This is a genomic window from Stagnimonas aquatica (assembly GCF_003730135.1).
GTDB lineage: Bacteria > Pseudomonadota > Gammaproteobacteria > Nevskiales > Nevskiaceae > Stagnimonas > Stagnimonas aquatica.
Window position 1 is genome coordinate 415,397 of the sequence record NZ_RJVO01000002.1, and the last position, 14,103, is coordinate 429,499.

At 62.2% G+C, this 14,103-nt stretch carries 24 protein-coding genes; all 24 read right to left on the minus strand.

Features of this window, described 5'->3' with window-relative positions:
- Window positions 1-28 precede the first annotated feature (28 nt).
- Window positions 29-1,408, minus strand: a complete 1,380-nt coding sequence (gene secY, locus ED208_RS06380) for a preprotein translocase subunit SecY (protein ID WP_123211037.1) — start codon at window positions 1,406-1,408, stop codon at window positions 29-31.
- Between the two features lie 51 nt (window positions 1,409-1,459).
- On the minus strand, window positions 1,460-1,894 hold the full coding sequence (rplO, locus tag ED208_RS06385; RefSeq protein WP_123211038.1) for a 50S ribosomal protein L15: 435 nt from the start codon (window positions 1,892-1,894) through the stop codon (window positions 1,460-1,462).
- 7 nt (window positions 1,895-1,901) lie between these two features.
- Complete coding sequence (rpmD, locus tag ED208_RS06390) at window positions 1,902-2,096, minus strand: 50S ribosomal protein L30 (RefSeq protein ID WP_123211039.1); 195 nt, start codon at window positions 2,094-2,096, stop codon at window positions 1,902-1,904.
- 3 nt (window positions 2,097-2,099) lie between these two features.
- Window positions 2,100-2,618 carry a 30S ribosomal protein S5 gene (gene rpsE / locus ED208_RS06395; protein WP_123211040.1) on the minus strand — a complete coding sequence of 173 codons (519 nt, stop codon included), beginning with the start codon at window positions 2,616-2,618 and terminating at the stop codon, window positions 2,100-2,102.
- 3 nt (window positions 2,619-2,621) lie between these two features.
- Complete coding sequence (gene rplR, locus ED208_RS06400; RefSeq protein ID WP_123211041.1) at window positions 2,622-2,975, minus strand: 50S ribosomal protein L18; 354 nt, start codon at window positions 2,973-2,975, stop codon at window positions 2,622-2,624.
- A gap of 23 nt (window positions 2,976-2,998) precedes the next feature.
- On the minus strand, window positions 2,999-3,529 hold the full coding sequence (gene rplF / locus ED208_RS06405; RefSeq protein WP_123211042.1) for a 50S ribosomal protein L6: 531 nt from the start codon (window positions 3,527-3,529) through the stop codon (window positions 2,999-3,001).
- Between the two features lie 12 nt (window positions 3,530-3,541).
- The gene (gene rpsH, locus ED208_RS06410) at window positions 3,542-3,937 is read right to left on the minus strand and encodes a 30S ribosomal protein S8 (RefSeq protein ID WP_123211043.1); all 396 of its coding nucleotides are present in this window, start codon (window positions 3,935-3,937) and stop codon (window positions 3,542-3,544) included.
- A 75-nt stretch (window positions 3,938-4,012) separates the two neighbouring features.
- Window positions 4,013-4,318, minus strand: a complete 306-nt coding sequence (gene rpsN / locus ED208_RS06415) for a 30S ribosomal protein S14 (RefSeq protein ID WP_123211044.1) — start codon at window positions 4,316-4,318, stop codon at window positions 4,013-4,015.
- 16 nt (window positions 4,319-4,334) lie between these two features.
- Window positions 4,335-4,874, minus strand: coding sequence for a 50S ribosomal protein L5 (gene rplE, locus ED208_RS06420; RefSeq protein ID WP_123211045.1), 540 nt, complete (start codon window positions 4,872-4,874; stop codon window positions 4,335-4,337).
- 12 nt (window positions 4,875-4,886) lie between these two features.
- On the minus strand, window positions 4,887-5,195 hold the full coding sequence (gene rplX / locus ED208_RS06425) for a 50S ribosomal protein L24 (RefSeq protein WP_123211046.1): 309 nt from the start codon (window positions 5,193-5,195) through the stop codon (window positions 4,887-4,889).
- A 13-nt stretch (window positions 5,196-5,208) separates the two neighbouring features.
- On the minus strand, window positions 5,209-5,574 hold the full coding sequence (rplN, locus tag ED208_RS06430; protein ID WP_123211047.1) for a 50S ribosomal protein L14: 366 nt from the start codon (window positions 5,572-5,574) through the stop codon (window positions 5,209-5,211).
- Window positions 5,575-5,588: 14 nt separating this feature from the next.
- Complete coding sequence (gene rpsQ / locus ED208_RS06435) at window positions 5,589-5,864, minus strand: 30S ribosomal protein S17 (RefSeq protein WP_123211048.1); 276 nt, start codon at window positions 5,862-5,864, stop codon at window positions 5,589-5,591.
- Window positions 5,861-6,070 (minus strand): 50S ribosomal protein L29, encoded by a 210-nt coding sequence (gene rpmC, locus ED208_RS06440; RefSeq protein WP_199720527.1) that lies wholly within the window; start codon window positions 6,068-6,070, stop codon window positions 5,861-5,863. Before rpmC ends, rpsQ begins: the two co-directional genes overlap by 4 nt.
- Window positions 6,071-6,080: 10 nt before the next feature.
- A complete protein-coding gene (gene rplP, locus ED208_RS06445) occupies window positions 6,081-6,494 on the minus strand; it encodes a 50S ribosomal protein L16 (RefSeq protein ID WP_123211049.1) in 414 nt (137 codons plus the stop codon).
- A gap of 18 nt (window positions 6,495-6,512) precedes the next feature.
- Complete coding sequence (rpsC, locus tag ED208_RS06450; protein WP_123211050.1) at window positions 6,513-7,205, minus strand: 30S ribosomal protein S3; 693 nt, start codon at window positions 7,203-7,205, stop codon at window positions 6,513-6,515.
- 15 nt (window positions 7,206-7,220) lie between these two features.
- Complete coding sequence (gene rplV, locus ED208_RS06455; protein ID WP_123211051.1) at window positions 7,221-7,562, minus strand: 50S ribosomal protein L22; 342 nt, start codon at window positions 7,560-7,562, stop codon at window positions 7,221-7,223.
- Between the two features lie 9 nt (window positions 7,563-7,571).
- Complete coding sequence (gene rpsS / locus ED208_RS06460) at window positions 7,572-7,841, minus strand: 30S ribosomal protein S19 (RefSeq protein ID WP_123211052.1); 270 nt, start codon at window positions 7,839-7,841, stop codon at window positions 7,572-7,574.
- A 14-nt stretch (window positions 7,842-7,855) separates the two neighbouring features.
- A complete protein-coding gene (rplB, locus tag ED208_RS06465) occupies window positions 7,856-8,686 on the minus strand; it encodes a 50S ribosomal protein L2 (protein ID WP_123211053.1) in 831 nt (276 codons plus the stop codon).
- A gap of 24 nt (window positions 8,687-8,710) precedes the next feature.
- Entirely contained in the window at window positions 8,711-9,019 is a 309-nt protein-coding gene (gene rplW, locus ED208_RS06470) for a 50S ribosomal protein L23 (RefSeq protein ID WP_123211054.1), read from the minus strand.
- A complete protein-coding gene (gene rplD, locus ED208_RS06475; protein ID WP_123211055.1) occupies window positions 9,016-9,618 on the minus strand; it encodes a 50S ribosomal protein L4 in 603 nt (200 codons plus the stop codon). Before rplD ends, rplW begins: the two co-directional genes overlap by 4 nt.
- A 16-nt stretch (window positions 9,619-9,634) precedes the next feature.
- Window positions 9,635-10,285: a 50S ribosomal protein L3 gene (rplC, locus tag ED208_RS06480; protein ID WP_123211056.1), complete on the minus strand. Its 651-nt coding sequence runs from the start codon at window positions 10,283-10,285 to the stop codon at window positions 9,635-9,637.
- A gap of 16 nt (window positions 10,286-10,301) precedes the next feature.
- Window positions 10,302-10,619, minus strand: a complete 318-nt coding sequence (gene rpsJ, locus ED208_RS06485; protein WP_123211057.1) for a 30S ribosomal protein S10 — start codon at window positions 10,617-10,619, stop codon at window positions 10,302-10,304.
- A gap of 109 nt (window positions 10,620-10,728) precedes the next feature.
- Window positions 10,729-11,931 (minus strand): elongation factor Tu, encoded by a 1,203-nt coding sequence (gene tuf, locus ED208_RS06490; RefSeq protein WP_123209825.1) that lies wholly within the window; start codon window positions 11,929-11,931, stop codon window positions 10,729-10,731.
- A 56-nt stretch (window positions 11,932-11,987) separates the two neighbouring features.
- Window positions 11,988-14,090: an elongation factor G gene (fusA, locus tag ED208_RS06495; RefSeq protein WP_123211058.1), complete on the minus strand. Its 2,103-nt coding sequence runs from the start codon at window positions 14,088-14,090 to the stop codon at window positions 11,988-11,990.
- Between the last annotated feature and the right edge of the window lie 13 nt (window positions 14,091-14,103).

A 14,103-nucleotide genomic window follows, 5' to 3' on the forward strand; every position in this document is an offset into this window, starting at 1 on the left:
GCTCTATCTCTTGACGACGTTGTTGCTATTAGCCCTGGCGCAGTGCGCCGGGACGACCAGGGGTTTTCTGCTCGGACTTGCCGTCGGCACCCTTGCCGAGCGACTTGAGGTTCTGCTTCTTCAGCAAACCTTCGTACTGATGCGACATCAGGTGCGCCTGCAACTGCGCCATGAAGTCCATGACCACCACCACGGTGATGAGCAGGGAGGTACCGCCGAAGGCAAAGGGAACCGACCACTTCGCGATCAGCATTTCCGGCAACAGGCAGATGGCGGTGATGTAGATGGCGCCGGCAACCGTCAGGCGGGTCAACACCTGGTCGATGTAGCGGCCGGTCTGCACGCCCGGACGAACCCCGGGAATGATCGCGCCGGACTTCTTCAGGTTCTCGGCGGTCTCGCGGGAATCGAACACCAGCGCCGTGTAGAAGAAGCAGAAGAAGATGATCATGGCGCCGTAGAGCACCGAGTGCAGGGCTTGGCCTGGCGACAAGGCATTGGCCAGCCGCTGCAGGAAGCTGCCCGCTTCACCGTCGCCAAAAAAGCTGACGATCGAGGCCGGGAACAGGATGATCGAGGAAGCGAAGATCGGCGGGATCACGCCGGACATATTCAGCTTCAGCGGCAGATGCTGGGTCTGGGCGGCGAACAGCTTGCGGCCCTGCTGACGGCGCGCGTGGTGAACCGGGATACGCCGCTGAGCGCGTTCCACGAATACCACCGCCCAGGTCACCAGACCGACCAGCGCAAACATCACGATCACCACGAAGGCGTTCAGCGAGCCCTCGCTGACCAGCTGGGCGGTAGCACCCAGGGCCCGGGGCAGACCGGCGACGATGCCGGCAAAGATGATCATCGACATGCCGTTACCGACGCCGCGCTCGGTGATCTGCTCACCCAGCCACATCAGGAACATGGTGCCGGTCACCAGCGACACGGCGGCGACGAACACGAAACCGAAGCCCGGGAACATCGCCACGCCGCTCTTCTGCAGAGCGGTGGCGGCGCCGACCGACTGGAAGATCGCCAGGCCGAGGGTGCCGAAACGGGTGTAGCGGGTCAGCTTGCGACGACCGGCCTCGCCTTCCTTCTTCAACTCCTTGAGCTGCGGCACCGCAGCGGCCATCAACTGCACGATGATGGAGGCGGAGATGTAGGGCATCACGCCCAGGGCAAAGATCGACAGACGCTCGAGTGCGCCACCCGAGAACATGTTGAACATGTCCAGGATGGTGCCCTTCTGCTGGCTGAACAGCGCAGCCAGTTTGCCCGGATCAATGCCCGGCACCGGGATGTACGAACCGATGCGGTACACCACCAGCGCGCCCAGCAGGAACAGCAGACGATTGCGGACCTCTCCCATTTTGGAGAGATCCGGCATCATCCCGGTGGCTTGCTGATTTGCCATGGTCTACTCGGTCGAACGCGTTCGGTGGAGGCTAGGGAAACGGTACTGGGCTTACTCGGCGAAGCTACCGCCAGCGGCGGTCACGGCTTCGCGGGCACCCTTGGTAGCGAGCACGCCCTTGAAGCTGACCTTACGAGTCAGCGTGCCGGACTTCACCAGCTTGGCGGTCTGCGCACCCGCAGCAACCACGCCTTCAGCCTTGAGCACAGCAAGGTCGATCTCGGTGGCGGTCAGCTTCTCGATCTCGGACAGGCGCACTTCCGCAGTCAGCCCCTTGAGCGGCGACTTGAAGCCGCGCTTGGGCAGACGACGCTGGATCGGCATCTGGCCGCCTTCGAAACCAACCTTGTGGTAGCCGCCCGAGCGAGCGCGCTGACCCTTGTGGCCGCGACCGGCGGTTTTGCCGAAGCCGGAGCCGATGCCACGGCCAACGCGGACCTTACCCGGCTTGGAGCCCTTGGCGGGCTTGATGGTGTTCAGTTTCATGACTGTCTCAGTTCACTTCTTCGACTTTCAGCATGAAGCGCGACTTGTTGACCATGCCCAGATTCTCCGGGGTGGCCGACACGATCACGGACTGGTGCATGCGGGTCAGACCGAGGCCGTTCACGCAATTGCGGTGCATCTTCAGCTGGGCGGCCAGGCTGCGAACCAGCGTGACCTTGATCTGCTTGGTGGTAGCGGTCATGGCTTAGGCCCCCAGGATCTCTTCAACCGTCTTGCCACGCTTGGCGGCAATCTCGGAAGGCAGGCTCATCTTCTTGATGGCATCGACGGTGGCACGCACCACGTTCATGGCGTTGCGCGAACCGTAGGTCTTGGCCAGCACGTTCTGCACGCCGGCGACTTCGAACATCGGGCGCATGGCGCCACCGGCGATGACGCCGGTACCGTCGGAGGCCGGACGGAGCAGGACGCGAGTGGCGCCGTGGGTGCCGATCACCTCGTGCTGGATGGTGTGGCCGCGGAGCGGGACGGTGACCATGTTCTTGCGAGCCTGGTCCATCGCCTTGCTGATTGCCTGCGGCACTTCGCGAGCCTTGCCGTAGCCGAAGCCGACGCGGCCAGCGCCGTCGCCCACCACGGTCAGCGCGGTGAAGCTGAAGTGCTTGCCGCCCTTAACGGTCTTGGAGACGCGGTTGGTGGCAACCAGCTTCTCCTTGAGATCGCTGCCCTGGCCGTCGTCCTGCGTGTTCTGATAGTTAGCCATGATTTAGAACTCCAGGCCGGCTTCACGCGCGGCTTCGGCCAGCGCCTTGATGCGGCCGTGATACTGAAAACCGGAACGGTCGAAAGCCACCTTGACGATGCCGGCGCTCTTGGCACGCTCGGCGATGGTGGCGCCCACCTTCTTGGCGGCGTCGACGTTGCCCGTACCTTCCAGGCCGGAGGCCACGTCCTTCTCCACCGTCGAAGCGGCGATCAGGGTTTTGCCTTCGAAGATGATCTGGGCATAGATGTGCTGCGGCGTGCGGTGAACCGTCAGGCGGTGCGCGCCCAGCTGAGTGATCTTCGCACGCGTCCGGCGCGCGCGGCGCAGACGGACGGATTTCTTGTCGGTGCTCATGTTCGTTTACCGGGTGCCCAGACTTACTTCTTCTTCGCTTCTTTGAGGATGACCTTCTCATCCGAGTAACGCACGCCCTTACCCTTGTAGGGTTCCGGCTCGCGATAGCTGCGGATGTCGGCGGCCACCTGACCAACCAGGCGCTTGTCGGCACCCTTGATGACGATTTCGGTCTGGGTGGGGGTTTCCACCGAGATGCCTTCCGGCACCGGGTAGTTCACCGGGTGCGAGAGGCCAACCTGCAGGTCGAGCAACTTGCCCTTCATGGCGGCGCGGTAACCGACGCCGACCAGTTGCAGCTTGATCTCGTAGCCCTTGGTAACGCCGACGACCATGTTGTTCAGCAGGGCGCGCATGGTGCCCGCGAGCATCTTGTTGGACTTGATCGACTCGGCGCTGATGGTGGCGACATCGCCTTGGACGTCAACCGCGATACCGGCGGGCAGCGGCAGGGTCAGGGACGCCTTGGCGCCCTTGACGGTAGCGACACCGCCGGAGGTGGTCAGCTGCACACCGGCCGGCAGCTTGATGGGATTCTTTGCGACGCGTGACATGGGGTCTTCTCCTTACGCCACGAGGCAGATGATTTCGCCGCCCTGGCCTTCAGCCCGGGCCTTGCGGTCGGAAAGCACACCCTTGGGGGTGGAGATGATCGCAACACCGAGGCCACCCAGCACCTTCGGCAGTTCATCCTTGCCCTTGTAGACGCGCAGAGACGGGGTGCTGACGCGAACCAGCCGCTCGATCACCGGCTTGCCGGCGAAGTACTTGAGGGTAACGGCGATGGTCTTCTTGTTGCCGTCGGCGGTCACCGCGTAGTCGGCGATGTAGCCCTCGTCCTTGAGGACGGCGGCAACCGCCTCGCGCGCCTTCGAGGAGGGAGAGACGATGTACTTCTTGCGCGCCTGCTGACCATTACGGATGCGGGTCAGAAAGTCGCCGATAGGATCGTTGATGCTCATATCAAATCTTCTTCGGTCGGTTTGAAACAAACGGCTCGCGGCAGGATGCCGCGAGCCGGCAATACGGAATACGCCTTACCAGCTGGCCTTCTTCAGTCCGGGCACCTCGCCGCGCATCATCGCCTCGCGCAGCTTGTGACGGGCGAGGCCGAACTTGGCGTAGACACCGCGCGGACGGCCGGTGATGGCGCAGCGGTTGCGCTGGCGGGTCTTGGCGGCGTCGCGGGGCAGCTTCTGAAGCGCGACCACGGCGGCCTGCTTTTCGTCGTAGCCGACGTTCTCGTTGGCGATCACCTTCTTCAGCTCGGTGCGCTTCTTGGCGTAGCGCTTGGCGAGCTTCTTCCGCTTGACCTCGCGGTTGATCATGCTGGTCTTGGCCATGAGTCTCTACCTGGTCTTACTTGCGGAACGGGAACTGGAAGGCTTCCAGCAGGGCCTTGCCTTCGGCATCGGTCTTGGCGCTGGTGGTGATGGTGATGTTCATGCCGCGCAGCGCATCCACCTTTTCGTACTCGATTTCCGGAAAGATGATCTGTTCGGTGATGCCGAAATTGTAATTGCCGGCGCCGTCAAAACCCTTGGGAGAAAGACCACGGAAATCGCGGATACGCGGCAGAGCCACGCACACCAGACGCTCCAGGAATTCCCACATGCGCTCACGGCGCAGGGTCACCTTCACACCCACGGGATAGTTCTCGCGGATCTTGAAGTTGCTGATGGCGATCTTGGACTTGGTGATCACCGGCTTCTGGCCGGCGATCGCGGTCATGTCGGCCAGCGCATTCTCGATCACCTTCTTGTCCTGGGTGGTCTCGCCGACGCCCATGTTGAGAGTGATCTTCTTGATGCGCGGCACCGCCATGGCGTTGCAGCCGAGCTTGGTCTTCAGCTCGGTGGCAATCTTGTCCTGGTACAGCGTCTGGAAATTCGGAGTCATCGGAGAAATCCTTTAGCCCACCAATTCTTTGCTGGACTTGAAGAAACGAACCTTCTTGCCGCCTTCAACACGGAAGCCGACGCGCTCGCCCTTGCCCGACTTCGGGTTGAACAGCTGCACGTTGGAGATGTCGATCGGCAGTTCCTTCTCGACGATGCCACCCGCGACACCGGCGTTGGGATTGCCCTTCTGATGCTTCTTGGCAACGTTGATGCCGGAGACGATCAGCTTGCCTTCGAGCACCTGAGAAACGGTGCCGCGCTTGCCCTTGTCCTTGCCGGTGGTGACGATTACGTCGTCGCCCTTCTTGATCTTGCTCATGGCTTCTTGTCCTTCAGATCACTTCCGGCGCCAGGGACACGATCTTCATGAACCGGTCGCGCAGTTCGCGCGTCACGGGTCCAAAGATACGGGTGCCAATCGGCTCCATCTTGGTGGTGATGAGCACCGCCGCGTTGGTATCAAAACGGATGGCGGAGCCGTCGTTGCGACGGATCGGATGACGGGTGCGAACCACCACGGCGTCGTGGACTTCACCCTTCTTGACCTTGCCGCGCGGGATGGCGTCTTTCACGGTCACCTTCACCACGTCGCCAACGTTGGCGTAGCGGCGGTAGGTAGAACCCTTGACCTGGATCACCTGGACCAGCTTGGCGCCGCTGTTGTCAGCGGCGACCAGAAATGATTCTTGCTGAAGCATGGCTCTAAGCCTCCTTAGCCGTGCGCTTTCTCAAGCACTTCGAGCAACTTGAAGTGCTTGCTGCGGGACAGCGGACGGGTTTCGACGATGGCGACCAGATCGCCCTCGTTGCACTCGTTGTTTTCGTCGTGAGCATGCAGCTTGCTGCTCTTGCGCACGTACTTGCCGTAGAGCGGATGCTTGACCTGACGCTCGACCAGCACAGTGATGGTTTTGGCCATCTTGTTGCTGGTCACGCGGCCGACAATGCGGCGCTCCGGCTTGGTCGCGGTGGTGGTCTGCTCGCTCATTTCGCGTTCGCCTGCTGGGTCATCACGGTCTTGAGACGGGCAATGCTCTTGCGCGCCTCGCGGACGAGGTGGGACTTGGTGGGCTGGCCGAGGGCAGCCTGCATGCGCAGGTTGAACTGCTCCTTGCGGAGCGAGGCCAGTTCCTCGTTGAGCTGCGTCGCCGACTTGGCGAGCAGTTCCTTCATTTTTTCGCTGTTCTTCTTCATGGCGATCACATCACATGATGGTGCGCTGGACGAAGGAGGTCTTCACCGGCAACTTGGCGGCCGCCAGGCGGAAAGCCTCGCGCGCTTCGGTTTCGGTGACACCATCCAGTTCGTAAATCATCTTGCCGGGCTGCACCTTGGCAACCCACCACTCGACGTTACCCTTACCGGAGCCCATGCGGACTTCCAGGGGCTTGCGGGTCACCGGCACGTCCGGGAACACGCGGATCCACATCTTGCCGCCACGCTTCACGTAACGGGTGATGACACGGCGGGCGGCCTCGATCTGGCGCGCGGTGAGCGCACCCCACTCGGAGCTCTTCAGGCCGAATTCGCCGAAGCTCACCTTGTTGCCGTTCTGCGCGAGTCCGCGGTTACGGCCTTTCTGTTGTTTGCGGAATTTGGTCCGCTTGGGCTGCATCATGGGAGTGCTCCTTAAGCCTTAGGCCGCGACGGCCTCGGCAGCTTCGTCCTTTTTGCCGTGGCCACGCTGGTCGGCCTCGAACACCTCACCGGTGTAGACCCAGACCTTGACGCCAATGACACCGTAGGTGGTCTTGGCTTCGGCGGTGTTGTAGTCCACGTGGGCGCGCAGGGTGTGCAGCGGCACACGGCCTTCGCGGTACCACTCGACACGGGCGATTTCGGCGCCGTTCAGACGGCCGCCGAGCTGGATCTTGATGCCGCCGGCGCCGATGCGCATCGCGTTCTGCACCGCGCGCTTCATCGCGCGGCGGAACATGATGCGACGCTCAAGCTGCTGGGCAACGGACTCGGCGACCAGCTTGGCATCGAGTTCCGGCTTGCGGATTTCCTCAACCGAGATGTGCACCGAATCGGTCTTGAGACCCATCTTGGCGGCGACTTCGGCCTTCAGCTTTTCGATGTCCTCGCCCTTCTTGCCGATGACGATGCCGGGACGCGCGGTGAAGATGGTGACGCGCGCGGACTTCGCCGGGCGGTCGATCTTGATCTTGCTGACCGAAGCAGCCGCGAGCTTCTTGAACAGGAAGGCACGGACAGCAATGTCCTTCTGCAGGGTTTCGGCGTAGGCGCCCTTCTCGGCGTACCAGTTGGAGGTCCAGCCGGTGGTGATGCCGAGACGGAAACCGTTGGGGTTAACTTTGTGGCCCATAAATGATCCTGGTCCTTACGCCGCTTTGCCGTCGGAAACACGGATGGTGATGTGCGCCGTCGGCTTGACGATGCGGTCGGCACGACCCTTGGCACGCGGCATGACGCGCTTCAGCACCGGCCCCTTGTCGACGAAGATTTCCTTCACCTTCAGCTCATCGACGTCGGCACCGAAGTTGTTCTCGGCATTGGCGATCGCCGACTCCAGCACCTTGAGGATGATGCGAGCGGGCTTCTGCTGAGAGAACTTCAGGATGTTGACGGCTTCGGCGACCGGCTTGCCGCGCACGAGGTCGGCCACCAGGCGCGACTTCTGCGGGGACAGACGCACAAATCTCAGAACGGCTTGCGTGTTCATGGCGCTCCCTTAACCCTTCTTGTCGCCGCCGTGACCCTTGAAGGTCCGGGTCGGCGAAAACTCGCCCAGCTTGTGGCCGATCATGTTGTCGGTCACAAACACCGGCATGTGCTGCTTGCCGTTGTGGACTTGCAGGGTCAGGCCCACGAACTCGGGCGTGATCATGGAACGGCGCGACCAGGTCTTGATCGGCTTCTTGACTCGGGAACCGCTAGCGTCAGTCACCTTCTTCATCAGGTGATGATCGATAAACGGACCCTTCTTTACGGAACGCGGCATGGTCGTTCTCTCAATTACTTCTTGTGGCGACTACGCACGATGAACTTCTGCGTGCGCTTGTTCTTGCGGGTCTTGAGACCCTTGGCCTTCTGGCCCCAGGGGCTAACCGGATGCGGGTTACCCTGACCGGACTTACCCTCACCACCACCGTGCGGGTGGTCGACCGGGTTCATCACCACGCCACGGACGGTCGGGCGAATGCCCTTCCAGCGCTTGGCGCCGGCCTTGCCGTACTGGCGCAGGTTGTGTTCGTTGTTGCTGACTTCGCCGATGGCGGCGCGGCACTCATTGTGCACCTTGCGCATTTCGCCGGAGCGCAGACGCAGGGTCACGTAGTCGCCTTCGCGAGCCACGTACTGCACGGCGGCGCCGGCAGAACGAGCGATCTGCGCGCCCTTGCCGGGACGCAGCTCGATGCAGTGGATGGTCGAGCCCACCGGAATATTGCGCAGCGGCAGCACGTTGCCCGCCTTGATCGGCGCGTCCGAGCCGGACTGCACGGTATCACCCACCGAGAGCCCCTTGGGAGCAATGATGTAGCGACGCTCGCCGTCGGCGAACAGCACCAGCGCGATGTGCGCCGAGCGGTTCGGATCGTATTCGATGGTCTCGACCTTGGCCGGGATGCCGTCCTTGTTGCGCTTGAAGTCAACGAGACGGTACGCCTGCTTGTGGCCACCGCCCTTGTGACGGGTGGTGATGTGGCCGTTGTTGTTGCGGCCACCGGACTTGCTTTGCGACTCGAGCAAGGGAGCGTAGGGAGCGCCCTTGTGGAGCTGCGGATGCACCACCTTGACCTGGTGGCGGCGACCCGGCGAGGTCGGCTTGAGTTGGATCAGCGGCATGGCCTGGATCTCTCTTCTAGTGCCTTAGGCCTGCGGCGCGGCGCCGGCCAGGAAATCAATTTCCTGACCTTCGGCGAGCGTCACGTAAGCCTTCTTCCAGTCGGAGCGCTTGCCTTCGAAACGGCCAAAGCGCTTGCTCTTGCCCTTCACGACCAGGGTCTGGACACCAGACACCTTGACGTTGAAGAGCTTTTCGACGGCTTCTTTGATCTCGGGCTTGTCGGCATCGAGGGCAACCTTGAACACCGCCTGGTTGCGCTTCTCGGCGACGCGGGTGGCCTTCTCGGAAACCACCGGCGCGAGAATGATCTGATGGATGCGTTCGACGTTCATGCCAGCCAAGCCTCGAGTTTCTTCACGGCTTCGCGAGTGAACAGCACCTTCTCGTGGCGCAGCAGCGCGACGGGATTCAGGGCCTCGACGTCGCACACCGCGACATGCGGGATGTTGCGGGCGGACAGGTACAGATTCTTGTCCACCGCTTCGGTCACCAGCAGGATGTCGTTACCACCCACTTCCGCCAGCTTGGCCAGCAGGGACTGGGTCTTGGGCGCCTCGACGCTGAAGCTATCGGCCAGCACCAGGTGACCCTGGCGGGACAGCTCCGAGACGATCGAACGGATCGCGCCGCGATACATCTTCTTGTTGACCTTCTGCGCGAAGTCGCGCGGCTTGGCCGCGAAGGTCCGGCCGCCGCCGCGCCACAGCGGGCTGCGGATGGAGCCGGCGCGGGCACGGCCAGTGCCCTTCTGCTTCCAGGGCTTCTTGCCGCCGCCGGAAACTTCCGCCTTGGTCTTCTGGGCCTTGGTGCCGGCACGACCGGCCGCCATGTAGGCGGTGACGATCTGGTGAACCAGCGGCTCGTTGTACTCGGCGCCGAAAACGGTGTCAGACACCGTCACGGATTCGCCCTTGTTGGTTTTCAGTTCCATGAAGGACTCGCTCGCTTTACTTGACCGTCGGACGGACGATGACTTCGCCGCCGGCGTAGCCAGGGACTGCGCCCTTGACCAGGATCAGGTTGCGCTCGCCATCGATCTTGACCACATCGAGGTTGAGCGCGGACGCCTGCTTGGAACCCATGTGACCGGCCATCGGCTTGCCCTTCCAGACCTTGCCGGGGGACTGACGCTGACCGATAGAACCGGGCATGCGGTGCGACAGGGAGTTACCGTGGGTCGCGCGACCGCCACCAAAGTTGTGGCGCTTCTGCCAACCGGCAAAGCCCTTGCCCTGGGTGGTGCCGAGCACGTCGACGGCCTTGACGTCGGCAAACAGCTCGACCTTCAGCTCGGCGCCGGCGGCAAATTCCGCACCCTCGCCGTCCTGCAGGCGGAACTCCACCAGGGTCCGGCCGGCTTCAACGCCCGCCTTCTTGAAGTGACCGGCTTCGGCCTTGTTCAGGCGCGAGGCCTTCACAGCGCCGGAAGTGACCTGGATGGCGCGATAGCCATCGGCCTCAACGGTCTTGACCTGGGTGATACGGTTGGGGGCGCACTCGATCACGGTGACCGGAATCGATTCGCCAGCGTCGGTGAAAACGCGGGTCATGCCGGCCTTGCGACCGACCAGACCGAGACGGGAGACAGTATTAGTCATGATGTCTTCTCCAGGCTCAGTTGAGGCTGATCTGGACTTCCACGCCCGCCGGCAGATCCAGCTTCGACAGAGCGTCGACGGTCTTTTCCGTCGGCTCCACGATCTGCATCAGGCGCTTGTGGGTACGCAGTTCGTACTGGTCGCGAGCATCCTTGTCACCGTGAGGGGACACCAGGATGGTGAAGCGCTCCTTGCGTGTGGGCAGGGGGATCGGGCCACGGACAACAGCACCGGTGCGCTTCGCGGTCTCGACGATCTCTTTGGCGGACTTGTCGATCAGACGATGATCGAACGCCTTGAGTCGGATACGGATGGATTGGCTGGTTGCGGCCATGCTCACACTCAGGTCTTAAAGAACAGGGTGGTAACGCGAAAGGGCGCGAATTATATCGACGCCCTTTCGTTGTTACAACAGCCTCGCGGTGATCTGCGAGGAATTATTTTTACGCCAGGATCTTGGTCACCACGCCCGCGCCGACGGTACGACCGCCTTCACGGATGGCGAAGCGGACCTGCTCTTCCATCGCGATCGGGGCGATCAGTTCCACCGTCATCGCCACGTTGTCGCCCGGCATCACCATCTCGGTACCGGCCTTCAGCTGACAGCTACCGGTCACGTCGGTGGTGCGGAAGTAGAACTGCGGACGGTAGTTGTTGAAGAACGGGGTGTGACGGCCGCCTTCTTCCTTGGTCAGCACGTACACCTCACCCTCAAACTTGGTGTGGGGCTTGATGCTGCCCGGCTTGCACAGCACCTGGCCGCGCTCGATGTCTTCCTTCTTGGTGCCGCGCAGCAGCAGACCGACGTTGTCACCGGCCTGGCCCTGGTCGAGCAGCTTACGGAACATCTCAACGCCGGTGATGATGGTCTTGGCAGTGTCGCGGAAGCCGACGATCTCGACTTCTTCGCCCACCTTGACCACGCCGCGCTCGATACGGCCGGTGGCGACGGTGCCGCGACCGGAGATGGAGAACACGTCTTCCACCGGCAGCAGGAAGGGCTTGTCGGTTTCGCGCTGCGGCTCGGGAATCCAGGTGTCCAGGGCGTCGTAGAGCTTCTGGAGGTTGGCAATGCCTTCGGCGTCGCCCTTGATGGCCTGGGTGGCGGAGCCACGGATCACCGGGGTGTTGTCGCCGTCAAAGCCGTACTTGGCGAGCAGGTCGCGCACTTCCATCTCGACCAGGTCGAGCAGTTCGACGTCGTCAACGAGGTCGCACTTGTTCAGCCAAACGACAATCTTGGGAACGTTCACCTGCTTGGCCAGCAGCACGTGCTCGCGGGTCTGCGGCATCGGGCCGTCCGTCGCGGACACCACCAGAATCGCGCCGTCCATCTGCGCAGCACCGGTGATCATGTTCTTGACGTAGTCGGCGTGCCCAGGGCAGTCAACGTGCGCGTAGTGACGGTTCTCGGTTTCGTATTCCACGTGCGAGGTCGCAATCGTCAGAATCTTGGTCGAGTCACGACGGCCCTGGCTCTCAGATGCCTTCGCCACTTCGTCATACGCCACGTACTTGGTGTTGCCGTACTTGTCCGACGACACCTTGGTCAGCGCCGCCGTCGTCGTGGTCTTGCCATGGTCAACGTGACCAATCGTGCCCACGTTTACGTGCGGCTTGTTACGGGAAAACTTTTCCTTGGCCATGTCGGCGTCCTCTGTTCGTTTGTCAGATCAATTGATGGATAGGGGAATTGCAGGCTTTAAGCCTTGGCTGCCTTCGAGAGCTGCTCAATGACGTTGCGCGGCGCTTCCTGGTACTTCTTGAATTCCATGGAGTAGGTGGCGCGGCCCTGGCTCATCGAGCGCAGGGTCGTGGAATAGCCAAACATCTCGGACAGCGGCACCTCGGCGCGGATCATCTTGGCGCCGTAGTTGTCTTCCATGCCCAGGATCATGCCGCGACGACGGTTGAGGTCGCCCATCACGTCACCGGTGTAGTCCTCGGGAGTTTCGACGTCCACCGCCATGATCGGCTCCAGGATCACCGGGCTGGCCTTCTGGCAGCCCTCCTTGAAGGCCATAGAAGCGGCAACCTTGAAGGCGATTTCCGAAGAGTCGACTTCGTGGTAGCTGCCGTCGAACAGGCTGATCTTGACGTCAACCACGGGGTAGCCGGCGAGCACGCCGTTCTTGATGGCGTCCTTCAGACCCTTATCGACCGCCGGGATGAACTCCTTGGGCACCACGCCGCCAACGATCTCGTTGACGAACTCGTAACCCTTGCCCACCTCGTTCGGCTCGATACGAAGCCAGACGTGGCCGAACTGACCCTTACCACCGGACTGCTTGGCGTACTTGCCTTCCTGCTCGACGCTCTTGCGGATCGTCTCGCGGTAGGCCACCTGCGGCGCGCCGACGTTGGCCTCGACCTTGTGCTCGCGCTTCATGCGATCCACGAGGATTTCGAGGTGCAGCTCACCCATGCCGGAGATGATGGTCTGTCCGGTTTCCTCGTCGGTCTTGACGCGGAACGAGGGATCTTCCTGAGCCAGCTTGGACAGGGCCAGACCCATCTTTTCCTGGTCGGCCTTGGTCTTCGGCTCCACAGCCTGGCTGATCACCGGCTCCGGGAATTCCATGCGCTCCAGCACCACCGGCTTGTTCTGATCAGCCAGCGTGGTACCGGTGTAGACCTCCTTGAGGCCGACGCAGGCGGCGATGTCGCCGGCGCGCACTTCGTCGATGTTCTCGCGGTTGTTCGCGTGCATCTGCACCAGGCGGCCGATGCGCTCGGACTTGCCGGTACGGCTGTTGTACACGGAGTCACCCTGCTTCAGGACGCCCGAGTAGACGCGAATGAACGACAGCGCGCCGACGAAGGGATCGGTCATGATCTTGAACGCCAGGGCCGAGAACGGCTCGGCGTCGTCCGCCTTGCGCTCGATGATGGTCGCGTAGTCGTCCACATCGTGGGCCTCGGTGGCCGCGACGTCGGTGGGCGCAGGCAGGTACTCGATGACGGCATCGAGCATGGCCTGCACACCCTTGTTCTTGAACGCCGAACCGCAGAGCATCGGGAAGATCTCCAGCGCCAGCGTGCGCTGACGCAGAGCCTTCTTGATTTCCTCCTCGGAGAGGTCGCCCTCTTCGAGGTACTTGTTCATCAGCTCTTCGCTGGCTTCGGCGGCGGATTCGACCATCTTCTCGCGCCACTCCTTGGCGGTCGCGACCAGATCGGCGGGAATGTCGCCGTAGGTGAAGGTGGTGCCCTTGTCGGCTTCGTTCCAGATGATCGCCTTCATCTTGACGAGGTCGACCACGCCCTGGAACTTTTCCTCGGCGCCGATCGGGATCTGGATTGGCACCGGGTTGGTCCGGAGCTTTTCCTTCATCTGCTTGACGACCTTGAAGAAGTCCGCACCGGTGCGGTCCATCTTGTTGACGAACGCGAGACGCGGAACCTTGTACTTGGTGGCCTGGCGCCACACGGTCTCGGACTGCGGCTGCACGCCACCGACTGCGCAGTACAGCATGCAGGCGCCGTCAAGCACGCGCATGGAACGCTCGACTTCGATGGTGAAGTCCACGTGCCCAGGGGTGTCGATGATGTTGATGCGGTGCTGGTCGAACTGACCCGCCATGCCCTTCCAGAACGTGGTAGTGGCAGCGGAGGTGATGGTGATGCCGCGCTCCTGCTCCTGCTCCATCCAGTCCATGGTGGCAGCGCCGTCGTGCACTTCGCCGATCTTGTGGTTGACACCGGTGTAGAACAGCACGCGCTCGGTCGTGGTGGTCTTGCCGGCATCAATGTGGGCGGAGATGCCGATGTTGCGGTAGCGCTCAATCGGGGTAGTGCGGGCCACGGCGTTAACCTCT